Origin of the sequence: Legionella sainthelensi (assembly GCF_900637685.1) — a bacterium.
GTDB lineage: Bacteria > Pseudomonadota > Gammaproteobacteria > Legionellales > Legionellaceae > Legionella > Legionella sainthelensi.
Genome location: NZ_LR134388.1, coordinates 762,806 through 781,242, shown reverse-complemented (window position 1 = coordinate 781,242; position 18,437 = coordinate 762,806). Strand labels below are relative to the sequence as shown.

The following is an 18,437-nucleotide window of genomic DNA, read 5'->3' as shown; positions in this document are numbered from 1 at the left end:
TCAATTACATAAATTGTCTCACACAACGAACCCTAACCGTTGCATTCTTATCCAGGTTCTTTGGATTTCCCTCAGTAAAATTTTCACCCATTGCATTATAAGCTGGACTCACAGATGACTCAGTGGAGCTCCAATAATCACTTGCGAGGTCAAACCCACCTATGTTTGCATAGTATGCCCATAGGCAATGGAGTTGTTCTGAAGAGGGTAAGAACCAATCCGTATAACCTCCCCCATTATATGTGGCGCAAAGCCTTGCTGCATAACTGCTACTTGACCCCAACGTATTGACAATCGCTTGTGTATTGCTCGCACCATCTATGGTGCTTTGGGCTCCTGGACCTATGGCCGTTCCATAACCTCCCCACATAACTCCCGAACTAATGTCCGAAGTTGCTGCGATTAGGTGTAACAATCCTCCACTATCACAGGCAACTATCCCCCCACCATAACTTTGTCCTATCTGTGGTGCAAAAACGGTTAATGAAGTACTTCCTGAGACTGAGTTTTTAGTAGCAATAATATTAGTTGTTGCCGCAACTCCTTGTGCAGTTACCAATCCTTCACTCCCTACTGCATTAGATACAGTAGCAATACTTCCATTGGCAGATTGCCAGTATACTTCAGTAGTAATATCTTTAATCGTTGAATCAGTATAAGTACCTGTTGCTCTCATTTGCTGGGTTGAATTAATGCCTCTGGGAATAGAACTATCTGTCGGCGTTACTGTAATCCCTGTGAGCAAAGCCGCTGAGACCGTAATGCCCGTTGTACCTGAGATGCCATTCAAACTCGCCTGAAGTGTAGCGTGGCCTAAACTCACTGATTGAGCCAAGCCTTGGGTTCCGGTCGCATTGGAGATTGTAACAACACTCGTATCAGAAGTAGTCCAGGTCACATCAGTAGTTAAATTTTCCTCAGATGCATCTGAAAAGATTCCCTTAGCTTTATATTGTTGGCTGGTTCCCAATGGAAGAGACGCATTTTCGGGAACCACAACAATAGAATCAAGAACCGCTTCGATGATGTTTAGCGGAGCAACCCCCGTGACCCCACTTAAACTTGCACTAATTAGGGTACTACCAACTCCTTTTCCTACAGCTGCTCCAGGACTATCTGGCGCATTGGAAATAGTCGCCACATTTGTATCACTTGATGCCCAAGCTACTTCTTTAGTTAGATCTTGCGTTGTGTTGTCGGTATAAATACCTTTGGCGCTATATTGCTGCGAGTAGCCATTAGGTAAAGAAATATTATAGGGACTAACTACTATGGAGGTGAGCTGAGCTGGAGTCACAGTTAGAAATGCATTACCAGACACACCTCCATAAGTTGCAGTAATCATACTTCCTCCGGTGCCAACACCTAGAGCTAATCCCGGAGTATCAGGAGCATTTTCAATGCTTGCAACCAAAGGATTAGAAGAGCTCCATGTAACAAAAGAAGTTAAATCCTCAGTACTGTTATCTGAATAGACTCCTGTTGCCATAAATTGTTGCCCTGTTCCTTTATGGATGGAAGGATTAACAGGAGTGACCTGGATTAAACTTAAGGTTGCTGCAGTTACTTTCAATGAAGTACTCATCGTTTGACCTGCATAAGCAGCGGTAATGGTGGTTGTACCTATTGCATTTCCTGTAGCCAGTCCTTGGCTTCCTGAAGCATTAGAGATGGCAGCTACAGCTGAATTTGAGGATGTCCAATTCACTTGGGTTGTCAAATCCAAAGTAGTTCCGTTGGATAAGATACCCGTTGCTGTAAATTGCTGCTTTGTACCGTTAGCAATTGACGGATCTGTTGGTGTAATCTGAAGCTGGGTCACTACCGCTGCATTAACTTGTATGGGTGCTGAACCTGATATACCTTTGAATGAGGCAGATATAGTTGCATCACCCACATTAACGCCAGTAACGACTCCATAAGATCCCGAAGAATTCGAAACAGTTGCAATAGAGGGAGCTGAAGAATGCCACTCTACGCTTTGTGTCAAATTTTTATGGATTTGATTAGCAAAAAAACCTACAGCGTAAAATTTTCTGCTTAACCCCTGCGGCACCGTAGAATTCAGCAAAGGCCGCCCATGATAAACTTTAATAGCAAGCAAAGGTGCCACTTTAATGCTTAAAATGGATTCCGCGCTTGGCCGTGAACATAAAAAAGGACTTGGACTCGGATCTTTAGGTCCCTGAGTTTTACAAACCATAGGGCCTCCTAAATAAGAAGGAGGAAGTTCATTTCCATTCAATAGCAAAGAGAGCATACAGGATTGATTCGGCGCTAGAGTAAAAGGGCTTTTACAGTTTTCTAAACCACTCGTATTTTGGCTAATCCCTTTTATTGGGACCATGGTTAATGTGCGTGTTAATTTGGTGTTATTGGTAACTTGATAGTTTACTTTTACTGTCCCGGTACTAGGAACTATTACTTGGGTTGGTGTGGTTGCCACTACACTGAAAGTCGGTTTAGAAAGTGCCATTCCCAAAATAGGGATACATAATCCTAAAATTACCAGACCTATACGTGTCATCAAAGAAGCAAATCTACATGTCATAGTATATCCTTAAACTAGGAAGCTGAGGCTAACTTGTGGTATTTAAATAATTTTATTGATCTATCTTATATGATAAGAAATAATTTTTGTATCGTTTAAAATTAAATAATTGCTTAAAGATCTCTAACCTTCTAGATGACTTCGATTGCAGTGTGCGCACAATCCTTTGATTTCTACCGTACAATTTATAATTGAAAATTCAATGGAGTCAGCTGATTCTTTTACGGGTGTAAAATCTATAATGCATTCTAACTCTTTGACAAAATCACATTGATTGCATATAAGAAATTGTGCTTGCCCCACATGATGTCCATGCAAACAAGCGACATAAGATTTAAGACTGTCAATACAATGAATAAATCCTTCTTGGTGCCAAAATTGAATTGCACGATAAACCGTAGGGGGTTTGGGGTTCTCAACTTCCATAGATAATTTTTGTAATATCTCATAAGCACTTAAAGGCACTCTTTCTGCGATTAAGATTTTGAGGACACGCTCCCTTGGCTCCGTAAATCGATAACCATGGTTCACGCAATGCTTATAGGCTTTGTCCAACAAATTATGCTTCATCAAATCAACTTTTAGGTTTTTATGTTTAAGTGAAATAGTGTATCACAGTCTTCATTTCACGAAAAAAGAATCCATCCCCGAAGGACTAATTATTTTGCCGCATAAAATTCTTAATCCTTTCCCCTTCACTTATGTATAAAAATTACTTAATTATCCTTGTTCTTTAGCAATGAATCGTTATAATGTAACACTTTAATGGCATTGGTGTGCAATTTGAAAATTTTTGAGCCACTTTCCTTTTGGATTTTTGGGGGTAAAAAACCATGTATTATAATTATCGATTGTACTTTTCAGATGATGTTCAACTACTCGATCCGATGAAAACCAAAGAAAAAATTGAACACATTTTGAATGAAACCAAGGAGTTGGGTTTAGTCCGAATGGCAATCGATTTGGACAGTCAAAATAAAAGCATCAGTTTATTATGCAAATCCAAAGATGCTCTTGCCCTACAAACTAAAGTAACCCAGCTATTATTGACAGAAAATATCGCTGTAGGCGAGACAATAGAAAAAGAAGCACTTGCAGATGAAGAAGAGATAGTATGCGAAGTGCCTCAACATACATCGAGCACCGAACACCCTGTCCCTATTAAGAAACGCAAAAAAAAATCCAAACACAATCACTCGCATCACCATGCTCATGGACATTGTCCTGATCAATGCCAAAATCATTCCCCCGATCATAATCATGCTCACTCCCATGGCCATACACATGACCATGTGCATGGTCATGAGAACCATTGGTTTAAAGCAGCCTTAGGTCTGCTTTGGGGAATAGGCTTACTCGCTCTGTCTATTGCAAGTTTTAATATTCCTATGACTGCCTATTATGTCATAACGGGGCTGACCACTTTAATGACATTATATTTGGGACGTACTGTTTACCAATCCGCATGGGAGGCATTACGGGAAAAAAAATGGGATACATCGGCTTTATATACAATAAGTACTTTGACCATTGTTGCTGTGTCCATTATCAGTCTGTTTGTCCCTAGCTTGCCGATGATGTTTGAAGCAGCACCTCTTGTTTTAGCGTTCTGGCATTTAGCCGAGGGGATTGAACATACTTTAGTAGATGAAATTAATAAAAATTTAGATGTGCGTGATTGTATTGCTCCATTAGTTTTATTAAAAGGCAATCCGGATAAGGAGATTTCCGTCAAAAAGCTAATACCTAATGACATCATAATAGTAAAACAAGGACAAGTTATTCCTGTTGATGGCGTATTAACTGAAAAAGCACTACTTTATACTACACGTATCGATGGCTCACCCCAACTTAAAGAATTTCAACCAGGCGATATAGTAAAAGCAGGCATGCGTTTAGCCGATCATATTCCTTCACTGCAAATGCGTGTTACAAAAACATATCAAAACTCTTATCTCTCATTGATCGCAAAAAATATTAATCAAGCAAATAATGAAAAAGCCCCTATTGAATTGTTTGCGGAGCGAGTTTTAAAATATTTCATTCCCGGATTGCTCGCAGTAGCAGCTATTTCAGGTATTGTCATAAGTACATTGTTTACTCCTGCGCTGGCCATTCATTGTCTTGTATCGGTTCTTGTAAGCGCCTGTCCTTGTGCTTTAAGTTTAATTACCCCCATGGCAGTTAAAATCGGAATGAAAAAGGCTTCCGAACAAGGAATTCAATTTAAAAACGGAAAAGCATTACAAGCTGCCGCTGATATAGATACCATTGTTTTTGATTTAAATGGCACCCTAACTAAAGGTGAGGTGGTAGTAGATACACTGCGGATTGACGATAAAAAATTCCTACGTCATATTGCGTTATTAGAAAGTCAATCGGATCATCCCGTAGCAAAAATCATTAAATCATACCTACACACCCAACCCGTTGTATCCAATGAATATTTAGACATCAGTTCCATTGACAAAAGCCATCATTCAGGCATAAAAGGCATGATCAATGGCGAAACCTATATGGTCGGTAATAAAGACATGCTTTTAGCAAATGGAATTACACAAATAACCAAGCCTTATGATAACCCTGAAAATGGCTCCGTTTATATTGTGCGTGGCGAAAAAGTAATAGGACAAATAGCACTTACCGACCCTTTGCGTGATGATGCTATTGCAACAGTAAATCACCTGAAACGTCTTGGTAAAACAGTACATATTTGCACAGGAGCCGATAGAGCAACCGCAGAGCGATACGCATCATTATTAGGTGTTTCTAAAGCGAATATTTGTGCAAATACAGTGGGCGCCATCACGAAACCTGGTGAAATATCTAAAACCAGCTATATCCAAAAATTAAAAAGTAAAGGCTATAAAGTAGCAATGGTGGGCGATGCAGCCAATGATCTTACCGCGATTGCCTACTCAAATATAGGTATCGCTGTAAGATCGGATATTGGAGATACTATCACGCAACAACATGCTGGAATAGTCATCCAACAAGGATTGTTATTTCCTATTGCCACTGCTTTTGATGTCGCTCAGAAAACCAAAGATAATATTTATCAAAACTTATTTGTGAGTTTAGCTTATAATTCAACAATCACTTTAGTGGCAGCTGGACTATTTGTTGCTTTAGGTTTTACACTTAATCCTGCGATTGGTGTTGCATTAGTGGTGCTTGAATCCACAATTGTATTAGCCAATTTATATCGTTTTAAACAACAGGAAATTGTGTCCGCTACATCAAACAGTAAAAATGGAGTCATGGATCTGGAGCCCTCTGAAAATACTACTTCAAAAGTTTTAAATGCATTGGGCTATCGTTCACAACCTAAAACAAATTTAGCTGCAGCGCAAAAACTTGATGCAATAAATGCTCAATCAAGAAGCTTATTTGCACCTCAAGAGAGTTATACCAAACATTCCCTTACTGGAGCTCAGCAAGAAGTTCTGTGCCAAATCTGAGATCAGAACCTGTTGCAATTGGCTCAAACTGTCTAGGTGTTGTGCTTTACCCACAACACCTGGTTTTATCAACTGATGGTTAAAAAAAATCAAGCAGGATTAAAGTTATCCCATTAATTGGTTTTATCTATGCAAGCGACAGAGGAAATATGTGATTTCTAACAATCAGTTAGGTCATTTTTAGTTAAAACAAAAAGCAATTGACACAATGTTCAATCAAATGACATAATGAATTTTTTATTACATATTGATGTTTTTTAGTATGCAACACATAAGCGTTCAACAAATGATAATGCGCTGCCTGGACACTGTTGTCGAGGTTGGGCGGAGTTATTTGAAAAAAGCGCTAACAAATTAATCTTCACCAACACCAGTGTCCAGGTTCGTGACTCTGGTTCAGAAATCTTCAAACATAAAGCGCTCAAATTCAATTTTTAGTCGCACTAATTTTAATAATTTTTGCTGCTGAATTTAACCCAGATTTCCATCTATAAAAACAAAATGGACTTATTGGGGACTATATGAGGTGATTGTTATGAGTTCTAGCGTAACCGACATTTTATCAAAAATTTTTAATGTAGAGTTTGTATTGAAATCTTACATCCAACGCCATATTAAAGGCGTTCTGCCAAAATATACTTATTCTGAAGAATCGGGAGTGAATCCAGCTTTTCAACGTATCGAGGAAGTTGATGCCCCTCTTAAACCTAATGAAAAACGTATATTTGCATTACGTAGTGATTTTATTCTAGCGACTGGAGTTAAAAACTCAGAACAGCAACATGGTTATCATGGATTAAAAGAAACGTTTAAAAAATCACAATATTCATACTTAAATTGGAAGGATCGATATGGCCACCCTTCCCTTGCTGTAGCCGATAATAATTACGATGGGACGGTGCTTTATGCTGGATTTATTTGTCAACGGAGGGGATATTTGCAGGTTTTCTTATCCTCCGGAAGATACAATCGTTGTCATCGAGCTGAAGAGAGCATTTTTCCGCTAACAAAAGAACAAATTCATGTCATTGAGTCTTATCTATCATTAAAACTTCAAAAAGCATATGGACTCCAAAAAATAATATTTTATGATACAACTCCAGAACAAGATAACATTGATTCAGCATTATTTTTTAAAAATAAACCGTTTCCTAAAAGTAAAAGTTCTAGAATCTATCAATCCTCAGCAATTAGCGAAGCAGTTAAAATAGCACATCGTGACTCATGCTTTGAACATGCTCAAAACTATATTAAATGCAACATCCCTCCGGTGAAACCCAAATACAGCTATTGTGGCGAAGGAAGTATCAATCCAGGCTATCAAGATATTACAAGCATTCATTCTCCTTTAAAGCCACAAGAAAAGCGTATCTGGGCCTTGCGCAGCGACTTTATTTTGGCCACAGGTGTAAAAAATGCTTATGAAAAGGAATACGGATATACGGGATTTAAGAACAGTTTTAGTAAGTCCCTTCATTCATTTTTAAATTGGAACGATCGTTATGGTCATCCCTCATTAACATTACCCGAAGGCGATTATGACGGCTCTGTATTTTATGCAGGATATATTTGCCAACGAAAAGGTTATTTGCAAGTATATCTTGTCTCAGGAAGATTTGAGCGAAATGATTTAAATGAGGAACAAACTCGTATATTAGAAGCCTATATTGCTGCCCAGTTTCAGGCAGTATATGGTACTCAAGAAATTGTGTTCGACTACGGAGACTCAAATATTCCAAGTTATCATGCTGCATTTTTTAGTGACAGAGTATTTGAAAAAACCAATCCTCAACGTCGTTACAATCAATCATCAATTCAGAAGATTCTCCAAAATATTCCTAGTAATCAACACGAACAAGTGGAAAAGAGTAACTATTTTTCAATTTAAAAACACAGGGAATGGATGCCCTCCTTTTTATTATGTAGAAATATCGCCTATGGTGTACTCTGTAATTTATCCTTGCTAAACTATTCGTGTTAATTAATATCTTATTGTTTTATCAAAAAATTAGGGTTTGTTAACAATTCATTCGACCCTGATAGTTATTATAACGTTCAGAGATAAACCAGCTATGCCACGTCCTTTTAATACTCAAGAATTGCAACAGTGTCTTGACGAAATCGCTAAAATACCTATTAGTGAAGTGAAGTATTATCTATTATTAGCCCTTAATTCTATTAAAAAAGCCGATGCACACCAATACCATGATTTTTTAAAGGAGCTAACCCATTTAAGTATCAAATTAATTCGATTTTTACGGCCAGAAAATGCTACTCTACCTCACAAGTTGCTTATTGAAATTAATCAATCCTATCAAAAACTCCGTGAATTTTCTAAGACGAATACAAAGGCTGTTGTCGTGGGCTATGCCATAATTAACCTCGGCGCCACATTACTATCTATCTTTACTGGAGTTCTAGGCGGGCTTGTAGGATCAATTGCTGGATTAATAAGAAGCATTTGGGATTTAAACAACCCCTTGAGTTATTTGAAAGATGGAGCGATCACTGGTTTTGCTTTTGGCGCAGCTATTGGTTTCAGAGCACCCAAAAAAATATTTAAAAATGAACTTACAAGACAATTAAAATTTTGCATTGATAGGCTCGAAGAGTGTTTACTCGATATGCATGAACAAAAAGTAAAACCTTTTGCCTATTATAAAATACTAGTAAAAACGAGATTATTAAAAGATTGTTTTGATAATAATAAAGAATCCTACAAAAAATTTTTAAGGGAAATACAAACGTTTCAAATAGCAACATTGAGTGCACAATTTGTCAGCGAAAATCTTGAAGGTTATCTAGGGCATCATGCTTGCATTATTCTTTCATTGCCCAATCAGAATAAACCTGAACTTATCGAGTTTTCATTAGGTGAGTCTAATGTGATATCGCGGCGACTTACTCAACATGAAGAACGAAAAGTCACAGGTGCAAAAATTATAGAAATGATGGCGTTTCATCAGCAACTTCAAGAAACACAGCCATGTACTTATAACTATGTATTAACCAAAATGAAAGCAGGAGAAAACGATTGTTTTCGCTATATTGAGAAAATTCTACTCTGCACTGGTCAAAAAACAACAAAATTGCAGCGTTTTGACGGGAGCGAAAATTGGATTGGAAAAAATATAATAGGCTTTTTTGTTGAGAAACTAAGTCCTTTTAAACAAAATGTTTTTGAAAATGAACCTTATTACGAGCAAAAACTATCCCAAAACAAGTTATCTTTTTAAATCTAGCAGCATCTTTTTTCTAATAATTAGGCCTTCGCAAGCATGTGGTGGCTTTTAACTGATACATTGATAAATCCCTAAAAGATGCTTTAGTTAAAAACCTCTTTTAGGGTTCATCTCACTTAGCGTCAACTCAAAACAAGCTATATCCAACGACGTATTTGTTGTTCTACCGCAATAGATAATAAACGATGTGCCATGTCAGTTGGATGAAGTTCATCAGCGAAAACATACCCATTTGAGCCCATGGTACATACTATTGCAGGTACATAAGAAGGCAACACACCTGGTGTAAGTGGAACGACATAACCACATACAGGGGAATTATAGTTAGTAAAGTAAAATGACTCACCCCCTATTACATAAGGCTTTCCTGCTTTAGTTGCAAGAATAACATTATCCAGGAGATCGTAAACATCTACATATAGAATTTTAGTACCATATTTGGCTTTAACTCTACCTAATTCTTGATTGAGCATGGAGTTGAAGGTAAATGTTGCAGTCTTCATATCACCTGGAAGTGAAGGAGGAGCCAATCCAACAGTTACCAGATCATTTATGAACGGCGTATAACCAATATTAGGCAAACTCAAAACGACTACCCTCTTCGCTCCATGTTTGCTAAGTAAAGCTATTTCTTCAGCTATATTTTTTGCTGCCGCATTTGCGGTTTCCAAGAGCAGAAGTTGAAATATTGGTGATGTTGATGAGGTACTAAACACGGTAAGAAGATCGTTTGCACCCGACCAAATGAAAATCATGGCGTTGGGATCTATAGTAGGATGCGTTGTCAAAAACTGATTGACTTGAGCATGCAAGGAAGGAGCCCATTTCAAACCAAATCCTATCGAATTAGTAGAACTACCACCAGCAGCATAATCAATACCTTTGAGCATGCCCGAAACAGGGCAAGCAGGACTTGGACATTGTGACTGAATAGGTGGAGTAGTATTATTTGTTACCTCATCGTTAGGAAGATTAGGGTAAGTAATTGGATATTGAGTAGGTGAAGTTAATGCAAAACCTTTGATATCTCGTGCCACGTATTGTGACCAAGTATAACCTTCATAAGTAGTAAATGTAGGTGCTTTACCTGGAGGAGTTGGAAAATAATCGTTATAACCACTATCGCTTAAACTATCACCAAAAAAATAAACTTGGCTAATCCTATCAAAAGGTATTGCGTGTGCCGAATTGACTAAACTCAAACATACAACAGCTAATCTGGCTGAGCGAGAAATATTCCTCTGTATGTGCTTCATTACTTTTTTTAACATGCGACCGCCTCCTTGAATTAGTTAAATTTGTATCGGGCAGCCAGTGCCACAATATCAACTGAACCGCTGTAGTTCGCTGATACCTGATTTACTTCTAATGGGGCAGTGCTCGTTGCACTACTTCCACTTGCCTGAGTGACATTGACCGTTTGATCTTGGAGGAAGATATGTGCATAAGCAGCATCAATCGATATGTGTTTATTAACTGTATAACTTGCACCAATATTTACCCAATAACGATCAGAATCCGGAATACGTGGATCTCTAAAGCTAGTGGTTGGGGTCTCATCATAAGCAATACCACCACGGAAGGTCCATACAGGAGTCCAATGATACTCTGCACCTAATGCACCAAACCATGCATTTCTCCAGCGAGTTTGAATCGTGCTGTTGGTGGCAAAAGCATCTGGCATATTTATACTAATTTGGTTGAAAACATCCCAGAAATTGATTTGTGCTGAAGCTTTGAGTGTCCAATTAGCGATATCATGTGCCGCGCTTAATGTTAAAATTTGCGGTGTTTTAACAGCTGTGTTAACTCGAGTTTGTGCATTAAACAAAAAATTTGGTGATGGGGCTGGAACTGTCTCACCTGGTAAAACATATTGTTGACCATGACCTTTTAGTGTCTCTGCAATTTGAGAGCGATAACCTATACCAAGGCGTGTGTTGACAAACGGTTTATAGAGAATTCCTAAATTATAGCCATAACCCCAACCTTCTCCTCTGAGATGGGTTGGAAAATTTGCTGCAATTAGAGCATCAATAGGAGCAACTCCAGTATAAGCTCCGTTAAAATTGGAAAAAGTTGCCTGCATCCATTGAGCTTGAAAACCACCGCCTATAGCCAATTTATCATTAATTGCATAAGAAAGTGCGGGATTAATATCTATAGTTTTAACCGAACTATAAACAGCAGCAAAACGCACTACAGAATCGTAGTCATAAGCTGTTTTCAAACCGTAAGGGGCAATTAAAGCCAATCCAGCAACAAATTTATTATTAATTCGCCAACCAAAATATCCATCCGGAACAAATGCAGAAGGTGAAACACTTCCTTGGCGATGGTTCCCTTTAACTGTCGCAGTAATGCTACTAGGGGGAATTCCTGGAATATTAACAGTATGTCTCGCGTGTGCATCAGTCATTTTAGCATGCGGAAAAAGCTCGCTTGCCCCTAGGTAGCCTTGAGTTCCTGTTAAAGTTGATAATGTCGCTGGATTAATAAACATTGCTGAGACATCATTATTTGCTGCTGCTGCACCGGCAGTTGCATCACCTTGTAAGCTAGGGCTAGTCTCATTAATTTGAAAGCCAGCAGCGAAAGATGTAGGGCTCAAAATAGATTGTGATACTAGAATGGCAATTACAGATAGTCGTGATTGTGAATATAAACATCCCATGATTATAGCATCCTTTGCTAAGGGTAGAACTCTTAATTTTGCACAATACCTTCATCTGTGTCTATAAGATCATTAAGTTAATAAGTACTTAAATTTTAAATAATTTTCATTAAAAGCTGTTGACATTTATCCATAGCCTACAATTCCTGTTTTGATCATTAAAGTAATAACCTCATTTCTCTCTAATGTCTGTATATGAAATGCAGGAAGTGGACAATTTAGAATAACTTAAAACTAACTATAAAAAGTAGGTTTGTTGACAATTCATTCTGCCCTCTTCTTACAAAACTGGATATGTAGGCCCCTAATTGTCAACAGACCCTAATTTTTTGCAAAAGGGCTAGGAACATAATTATATCCAGCTGCTAAATTTTGATACAAATTAACCACAGTAATTAATTGCTCCAGCTTATGTTGATTGACTTCAATCGCAAGTTCGTCCAGCCTCACTTTTTCTTTGATCAAACTCAGATGACTGATAATTCCTCTTTGATACAATGTCTGGTTTAAACGATAAGCCTTGCTGAGCTCTCGTTCTGCTTTGAGCACATCATTTAGACGTTGAGTATACAATTCATGGGCTGACAAATCATTAGTGACATCCCTAAGCACTTTACGCAAAGTATCGCTGTATCGATAATATGAAGCTTTGTCCAATCCTTTAGCTTTCACTAATTGTCCATAGGTCGATGCCCTTAAAAATGGAACTTCAACAATGGCTTGGTTAAAATGAATTGCCTGGCCTAATTGTCCGCCATTTTCAACTTTGGCAATTTCCCCTCGAGCCATTGCTAAGTTAATTGCTGGTAATAAATGTGCAAAAGCAATACCAATCCCGGCATTAGCGGCAAATAACTCCTGTTTCGCTTGCTCCATGTCAGGTCGATTTTCAATAATATTTATTGGAAGCGCGCCAATAATCATTTTTTGACCATTTAAATCCTTGAAACGACGATGCACGAAAATCTTATCTGGATTTTCATCTAATAAATAATGCAACGCATTTTCACTAATCACAATATTTTGTTGTACTACTCGTTCTTTCGCTTGGATTAAAGAAAGCTCGGTTTTAGCGAGATCTATTTCTGTTCGAGCATATAAACCGCCCTGATACATAGTCTGGGCAATCGTAATTAGTTTAGAAAGGTCATGTTCCAATCCATGCAGCAGCGTTAATCGCTCTATCTGGCTCAAATAATTAAAGTAATTACTCACAATCTGACTAATCACTGCTAAGCGCACACTATGATACATTGCTTTTGTCACTTTTAATTCATATTTGGCTTTTTGTTGTTCTTTAATCTGTTTAAAAATATTCAGAGTATAAGTGGGCACTACAGTGAGCAAAACGCCTGGAAAACCAAGATAGGGAAATGAAGAGTAACCCGCATTACCAGTAACATCAGGAATCCAGTTCAACTGTACACGCCTTAACTCACCTTGGGCTGCCTCGATATGGGCAACAGCGGCATTAATATCATTATTATAAATTAAACCTCTATCAATAAATGAATTTAAATTTGGATCGTTAAATTGTTTCCACCATGCAAAACAAGGTAGGTTTTCATTGGAGTTCTTATAATGAGCACCCTTAGCAGCCCACTGCTCGGGAACCACCAGGACAGGCTTTTGAGTATGTGTAATACAAGAACTTAGAATGAAACTCAAAGTGAGGCAGCCAATTGTCCTTATCAATTTACTCTCCAATGTATTTTTTCCTTTGGCTTTGGTTTTCTCGTGCAAGCTGCTGGAGTATGTTTTGAGTTTCTAATTCCAATAATTCATTACGATGAGGTGATAAAACAAATAATCTACGTATATTATGATAAGCTTGTTGTACCACTGAGCTGAAAAAAGACAATTCTTCAAGAAAATTTATTTCTGGATGAGTCTCATGCTTTGCTGCATCAACAAAAGCATACAAATCCAATATGTTTGTGTTCAATGCAATACTTACTTGTAAATAAGTACTATCGCGCATGGGTCGTTGGATCACTATATGAAAGAGTTTATTTAAACGGGTAATAATTCTTTTTTGTAAATCAAGATAAAATTTGCGTGATAATTGGCTGCCGCGAAATACGAAAAACTCAAACATGAAACACAATAAAAAAGCAACGACGGTGGACAACAGATAATCAAAAAAGAAGTTAGGCACAGCGTAATTATTCCCTCCATAATAATCAGTGCCTAACGAGGTCAAAGTCACTGTAAAAATAGTTGGAAACGCATAAAGTTTACCTAAAGAAAAATATGCCATAAACACGATAAAAGGAATAACAATCAAAATTAAACGAAAATCTATTTGCCCCATAACCCACAAAAAATAAGACAGAAGCAATCCCAAAACAGCCCCCCAAAATCGGTGGGTAGTACGTAATAAGCTTGCCCCCTTATCAAAACCCGCATAAATCATCATTACAGCAAAACCTATCCATCCTGCATGAGAATATCCCATCACCCTTTGGACTGCTAAAGCGGTGGCAAAAACAAGACAAATCTGAAGTGCTCGTGTTTTTCGATAATCTATATTTTTAAACACAGATAATTCCAAGAATGTACTAATTTATTTAAAATAACCCAAGGCGTTTCGGCTAAATCACAAGGCCGTTCTTTTTCAATAGCTTCTTTAAAAACATGGAGCTTTTGAATAAATAAGTTAATTTTTTCACTATCCATCATAATAGCCTCAGCCTCCGTAACACTAACAAGTAAATGCAGTTGATTCATAAGTAAATTAATCTTCCAAATCGAACGCAGTGGAAAAGAACGAGGCAACATCCTGGCATAGCGTACTAAATGAGTCGTATGACCGCGGACAGGATCAAAAATAATTCTTTGATTGGCAACCATTAAGGATAAATGTTCCGTAATTTGTGCCATCAATAATAATAATGATCTTAACCAAAGACGATAATAATAGCTGCGAGGAAAAAAAGCTAATGCAGCAAAGACTACTGCCATTGCAATAAAAGTGTTTAAGCAATTATTTAGAACTGCATAAACACTCGTATTAATATCTCCATACAATAATGAATAAGCGCCCAAACTTAATGCAACAGGGGCAATGACAATGGTATGCATTCTGCTTTTAATAGCAATTAAGTACAGCAGAAACGAATAAAAAAATGCAAAAACAGGAAAAAAGGGGGTAATAGAAAAAATATCAAAAAGAAACGCACTAATAGCAGACCATAATATACAATAAAAAAGCAGTAAGTTTTTTTTCTTCATTGTTTCACCCACTACTTCGGCAGCCATTGCAGTTAGCGGAATATAAAAATAATAAAAGTAAGGGTTGGGAATGGAAAAAACGAAATTAACCGCAAAAAGAATCAATAAAACATAAGCGGCTTTCATTCCATTCACACGGTGATTTCCGTAAGGATCATAGGCTTCAATGATGTGGGTGAGTCTTGATATAAACATAGGCGCTAGCACCAGGATGAAGAGGATATTCAGGATCCGGATCAAGAATTTCTATCTGGATTGGAAAACGTTGTGGCTCCAAAAGCCATTGATTGTTACTGCCTACTTTCTGCTGCTGCGTCCGTGGATCAGTTGTTTGCCGGTCCGCAGCCCATATAGTATTGACTATTCGCCCATGAAAGATTTTATTAAAATAATACATACGAAGTATTATGTACACTTTATCACCAGGCCTTACGCGACGTAAGTCAGTTTCATATAAATTTGCTTGTACCCACCACTTTGACGTATCAATAAATGAGAATAAGGGTTCATGAATTTTAACTGGTGTTCCTGGACCAATATAAAGATTATCAACTACGCCATCAGTCGGAGCTCTGACTGTAGTTAAGTCAAGGTTAACGCGAGCATTATGTTTTTCTGCTTTGAGTGCTTTAATGAGTTTTCTTTGCTGAATGATTTGCTGATCTTCAATAGCAATTTGCTTTTTGAGTGAATCCATCTTTTGTTCCAACGAATGCAAGTCATAATCAAGCGTGCGCACTTCAAGTTTTGACAATGCCTCGCGAACACTAGGTGCTTTTTTTAATTGATATTCAAACTTTGCTTTTTCGTAAGCATATTTTGCAGCAGCTAATAATGTTTCAGTTTTTTGTGTTTGCCGATTAATCACTTTGAGAGACTCTATTGCTTCTTCATGCCGTGCTTTTGCGTATTCATACGCTAAACAATAAGGTTTCTGATAAACCTCAAATAACGGCTGATCTTTTTTGACCATACTCCCATTATGTACATAAATCTTAGTAATAAAACCGGAAACATCTGCTGCAACAGGTGTCACATTAGTCACCACAAAAGCATGACTTGTAAAAGGAATCAAATAAGAAAAAATATGATAAATACCAATTAATACACTGATAACAATCACGATGACAGGTAAATTAATCTCATTTTTTGAGACTTTAAATATCCTTTTCATGGAATACCTTTTTTAAATCATTTATGCAGATTAAAATTTTTGCTAGTGTAGGTAAACATTAACTTTACAGTAAACAGCAATTTTTTCCAAAACTACTGCAAACAACGTATTATAGAGCATGAGCTAAATTTGCAAATGCACTTTTAGAAACTAATTTTTATTTTTAAATGTTCTGAATAAAATCTTGTGTTTGGTATACTTGATGAAAATGAGGACGCGTTCATTAGTGCTGTAAAGGGAGGGAGCATGACAAGCGAAATTAAGATTCCAACTGTAGAAATTACCGTAGTACGAATTTATACCTTAGAACGAGCCGAAAATATTCCTTCTATTTTAAATTATCTGCAAAATGAAGCCAAAATTCGCGGGATAAGTGTTTTTCGCGCTATTAGTGGCTTTGGTGAAACAAATGTCCATAATGGTTCTTTTCTAGAAATACCCTTTTCTCTTCCTATAATTATTGAGTTTTTTGACGAACACGCAAAAATTACTGTAGCTTTAGAATACTTAACTAAAATAATAAAAAAAGAACACCTTATTTTCTTTCCTGCTCGAGCAAATGCTTAAGATAATTGATTAAGTGTTATGCAGCCCTAAATCACAATACCCCTTAAATAGGCTTAGGAATAAATATGTCTTCTCAGATACAACTATTTAGTGACATTGAACCCATGTTGCTCCACTATAAAAATACAAATGCTCTAAGAAGAAGAGTTATGCTGCTAGATGCACTTAGTGCCGTACAAAAATTATCTGGGCACATAATATCTAAAGGTGACGCAAAGGAACACTATAAAGTATTATGTTATACTGCAACATTAATTAACTATGCCGATGTTTTAAACCGAATCGAAAATCAACAATTTTTTGATATTTTGTTTGATTTCTATAAAATGGACATTGATGCTGAGTTATGCGATTGGTTTGAATTTGGTTCGCCAGGACAAATGAGATTAAAAAAACCCATCTCTGAATATACTCCTCAAATTTGGGAAAAATTCCGTACTGCTCAAAAAGAACATCTTAAAAAAACTGGCCAAGAAGGCACCTTTAATTTAGATCAACTCGATATTAATCATCCACCAGTAAATCAATTATATCCAATTCAAATTCAAATGTTCAGGAAGCTTTTCAATGAGGCTGTAGATAGAATAAATGTTGATGCGAAAGGACAAATTCGCTTTGCAAAACGTCATGGCCTCTATCAATTACCAGGTGGGGGTATGGTTGAAGCAAGCGACCTCCCCACAGTTGAGGGGTGGACATATAGAATGCTTCAAGAACATCTGGAAGAAGAACATGCCAATCTGTTTATAAAAGCTGCGCCATTATATAATGAATTAGATAAAACTATATTTGAGCAGCGTTTATTAGAGATATTAGGCAGTCAACAAGCCCTATCATTACCCAATGATTTCCGGAAAACTTTAAAAAAATAATTCACGAGGAACATACAAATGCTACCTGTCTGCACAGTATGATAAAGACAATCGATGAACAAAAAGAAAATGAAAAGAATGACCATGTAAGAAAATCATTAATCGAATTACGAGCCCTGATGCAGGTACAAACCTTTCAGTTAACTCCTTTATTCGCTGAAGCTTTTGAATACATCAAAAAAAACTCAAAATGCATAAATATAAAGCAAGTCCTCGACACACGCGCCGCGGGTGGTTTTCAAATATCGCACGTCTTTATATGCAACCATCCCTTAGAGGAGTGGTTTCGAGAGAAGTTTCATGGCCTCAATGATGAGTTAGGAGATGATCTTAGTGGATCGAAAATTGAACGATTGACTTTACTTGAAAGCATCGCTCAGTTTAAAAAAATTAAATTTTCTCACTTATTGATCGGGTTAGCAGCCTACAATGATGCTTTGGATAAAGATGTATTACAAATAAATATTGTCTGGGATAATTATCACTTTGCTGCGGCCCGCAAAGCGATTGTCTCACACTTACCCGATTTTTGAAGCTATCTTATTATTGGCAGACACCAGCAAATAGTTTAGATACTTTCCCCATATTATAAGTATTACAATTGATCATAAAAACTTGTGCCATCCATGGAAAGAATTCTAGAAGTATTCTATTCTTAATAA

General features: G+C 37.2%; 14 protein-coding genes. 6 read left to right on the top strand and 8 right to left on the bottom strand.

Features of this window, described 5'->3' with window-relative positions:
* Positions 1 to 4 precede the first annotated feature (4 nt).
* Both EL220_RS03475 and EL220_RS03470 read right to left on the bottom strand, forming a co-directional pair.
* Positions 5 to 2,551, bottom strand: coding sequence for an Ig-like domain-containing protein (locus EL220_RS03475; RefSeq protein ID WP_027271480.1), 2,547 nt, complete (start codon positions 2,549 to 2,551; stop codon positions 5 to 7).
* Between the two features lie 123 nt (positions 2,552 to 2,674).
* Positions 2,675 to 3,121: a Fur family transcriptional regulator gene (locus tag EL220_RS03470; RefSeq protein WP_027271479.1), complete on the bottom strand. Its 447-nt coding sequence runs from the start codon at positions 3,119 to 3,121 to the stop codon at positions 2,675 to 2,677.
* A 263-nt stretch (positions 3,122 to 3,384) separates the two neighbouring features.
* Here EL220_RS03470 and EL220_RS03465 point away from each other — a divergent pair, with 263 nt between their 5' ends.
* The 3 genes from EL220_RS03465 (at position 3,385) to EL220_RS03455 (ending at position 9,248) form a co-directional block, all read left to right on the top strand.
* Positions 3,385 to 6,012 carry a heavy metal translocating P-type ATPase gene (locus tag EL220_RS03465; RefSeq protein ID WP_027271478.1) on the top strand — a complete coding sequence of 876 codons (2,628 nt, stop codon included), beginning with the start codon at positions 3,385 to 3,387 and terminating at the stop codon, positions 6,010 to 6,012.
* Between the two features lie 535 nt (positions 6,013 to 6,547).
* Positions 6,548 to 7,900, top strand: coding sequence for a hypothetical protein (locus tag EL220_RS03460; RefSeq protein ID WP_027271477.1), 1,353 nt, complete (start codon positions 6,548 to 6,550; stop codon positions 7,898 to 7,900).
* A gap of 184 nt (positions 7,901 to 8,084) precedes the next feature.
* The gene (locus tag EL220_RS03455) at positions 8,085 to 9,248 is read left to right on the top strand and encodes a hypothetical protein (RefSeq protein ID WP_027271476.1); all 1,164 of its coding nucleotides are present in this window, start codon (positions 8,085 to 8,087) and stop codon (positions 9,246 to 9,248) included.
* A gap of 143 nt (positions 9,249 to 9,391) precedes the next feature.
* On the opposite strand, the gene EL220_RS03450 is transcribed toward EL220_RS03455, so the two are convergent.
* The 6 genes from EL220_RS03450 to EL220_RS03425 all read right to left on the bottom strand — a co-directional run bounded on the left by EL220_RS03450 (position 9,392) and on the right by EL220_RS03425 (position 16,336).
* Positions 9,392 to 10,525, bottom strand: a complete 1,134-nt coding sequence (locus EL220_RS03450; protein ID WP_027271475.1) for an SGNH/GDSL hydrolase family protein — start codon at positions 10,523 to 10,525, stop codon at positions 9,392 to 9,394.
* Between the two features lie 17 nt (positions 10,526 to 10,542).
* On the bottom strand, positions 10,543 to 11,928 hold the full coding sequence (locus EL220_RS03445; protein ID WP_035906182.1) for an OmpP1/FadL family transporter: 1,386 nt from the start codon (positions 11,926 to 11,928) through the stop codon (positions 10,543 to 10,545).
* A 321-nt stretch (positions 11,929 to 12,249) separates the two neighbouring features.
* Positions 12,250 to 13,623, bottom strand: a complete 1,374-nt coding sequence (locus EL220_RS03440; RefSeq protein ID WP_027271473.1) for a TolC family protein — start codon at positions 13,621 to 13,623, stop codon at positions 12,250 to 12,252.
* A gap of 1 nt (position 13,624) precedes the next feature.
* Positions 13,625 to 14,470, bottom strand: a complete 846-nt coding sequence (locus EL220_RS03435) for an FUSC family protein (protein ID WP_232002598.1) — start codon at positions 14,468 to 14,470, stop codon at positions 13,625 to 13,627.
* Positions 14,455 to 15,357 carry a hypothetical protein gene (locus tag EL220_RS03430; RefSeq protein WP_027271471.1) on the bottom strand — a complete coding sequence of 301 codons (903 nt, stop codon included), beginning with the start codon at positions 15,355 to 15,357 and terminating at the stop codon, positions 14,455 to 14,457. Before EL220_RS03430 ends, EL220_RS03435 begins: the two co-directional genes overlap by 16 nt.
* The gene (locus EL220_RS03425; RefSeq protein WP_035906179.1) at positions 15,326 to 16,336 is read right to left on the bottom strand and encodes an HlyD family secretion protein; all 1,011 of its coding nucleotides are present in this window, start codon (positions 16,334 to 16,336) and stop codon (positions 15,326 to 15,328) included. The genes EL220_RS03430 and EL220_RS03425 overlap by 32 nt, the downstream gene beginning before the upstream one ends.
* Before the next feature lie 246 nt (positions 16,337 to 16,582).
* Here EL220_RS03425 and EL220_RS03420 point away from each other — a divergent pair, with 246 nt between their 5' ends.
* From EL220_RS03420 to EL220_RS18535, 3 genes are all read left to right on the top strand, one after another.
* Positions 16,583 to 16,903 (top strand): DUF190 domain-containing protein, encoded by a 321-nt coding sequence (locus tag EL220_RS03420; RefSeq protein WP_027271469.1) that lies wholly within the window; start codon positions 16,583 to 16,585, stop codon positions 16,901 to 16,903.
* Positions 16,904 to 16,968: 65 nt separating this feature from the next.
* Positions 16,969 to 17,775, top strand: coding sequence for a hypothetical protein (locus EL220_RS18540; protein WP_232002597.1), 807 nt, complete (start codon positions 16,969 to 16,971; stop codon positions 17,773 to 17,775).
* A gap of 38 nt (positions 17,776 to 17,813) precedes the next feature.
* Positions 17,814 to 18,308: a hypothetical protein gene (locus EL220_RS18535; protein WP_232002596.1), complete on the top strand. Its 495-nt coding sequence runs from the start codon at positions 17,814 to 17,816 to the stop codon at positions 18,306 to 18,308.
* Positions 18,309 to 18,437: the final 129 nt, after the last annotated feature.

Bases quoted from the DNA above. Each gene is read 5' to 3' on its own strand.
- EL220_RS03475 (WP_027271480.1), bottom strand. From the start codon at position 2,551: ATGACATGTAGATTTGCTTCTTTGATGACACGTATAGGTCTGGTAATT.
- EL220_RS03470 (WP_027271479.1), bottom strand. From the start codon at position 3,121: ATGAAGCATAATTTGTTGGACAAAGCCTATAAGCATTGCGTGAACCAT.
- EL220_RS03465 (WP_027271478.1), top strand. From the start codon at position 3,385: ATGTATTATAATTATCGATTGTACTTTTCAGATGATGTTCAACTACTC.
- EL220_RS03460 (WP_027271477.1), top strand. From the start codon at position 6,548: ATGAGTTCTAGCGTAACCGACATTTTATCAAAAATTTTTAATGTAGAG.
- EL220_RS03455 (WP_027271476.1), top strand. From the start codon at position 8,085: ATGCCACGTCCTTTTAATACTCAAGAATTGCAACAGTGTCTTGACGAA.
- EL220_RS03450 (WP_027271475.1), bottom strand. From the start codon at position 10,525: ATGTTAAAAAAAGTAATGAAGCACATACAGAGGAATATTTCTCGCTCA.
- EL220_RS03445 (WP_035906182.1), bottom strand. From the start codon at position 11,928: ATGGGATGTTTATATTCACAATCACGACTATCTGTAATTGCCATTCTA.
- EL220_RS03430 (WP_027271471.1), bottom strand. From the start codon at position 15,357: ATGTTTATATCAAGACTCACCCACATCATTGAAGCCTATGATCCTTAC.
- EL220_RS03425 (WP_035906179.1), bottom strand. From the start codon at position 16,336: ATGAAAAGGATATTTAAAGTCTCAAAAAATGAGATTAATTTACCTGTC.
- EL220_RS03420 (WP_027271469.1), top strand. From the start codon at position 16,583: ATGACAAGCGAAATTAAGATTCCAACTGTAGAAATTACCGTAGTACGA.
- EL220_RS18540 (WP_232002597.1), top strand. From the start codon at position 16,969: ATGTCTTCTCAGATACAACTATTTAGTGACATTGAACCCATGTTGCTC.
- EL220_RS18535 (WP_232002596.1), top strand. From the start codon at position 17,814: ATGATAAAGACAATCGATGAACAAAAAGAAAATGAAAAGAATGACCAT.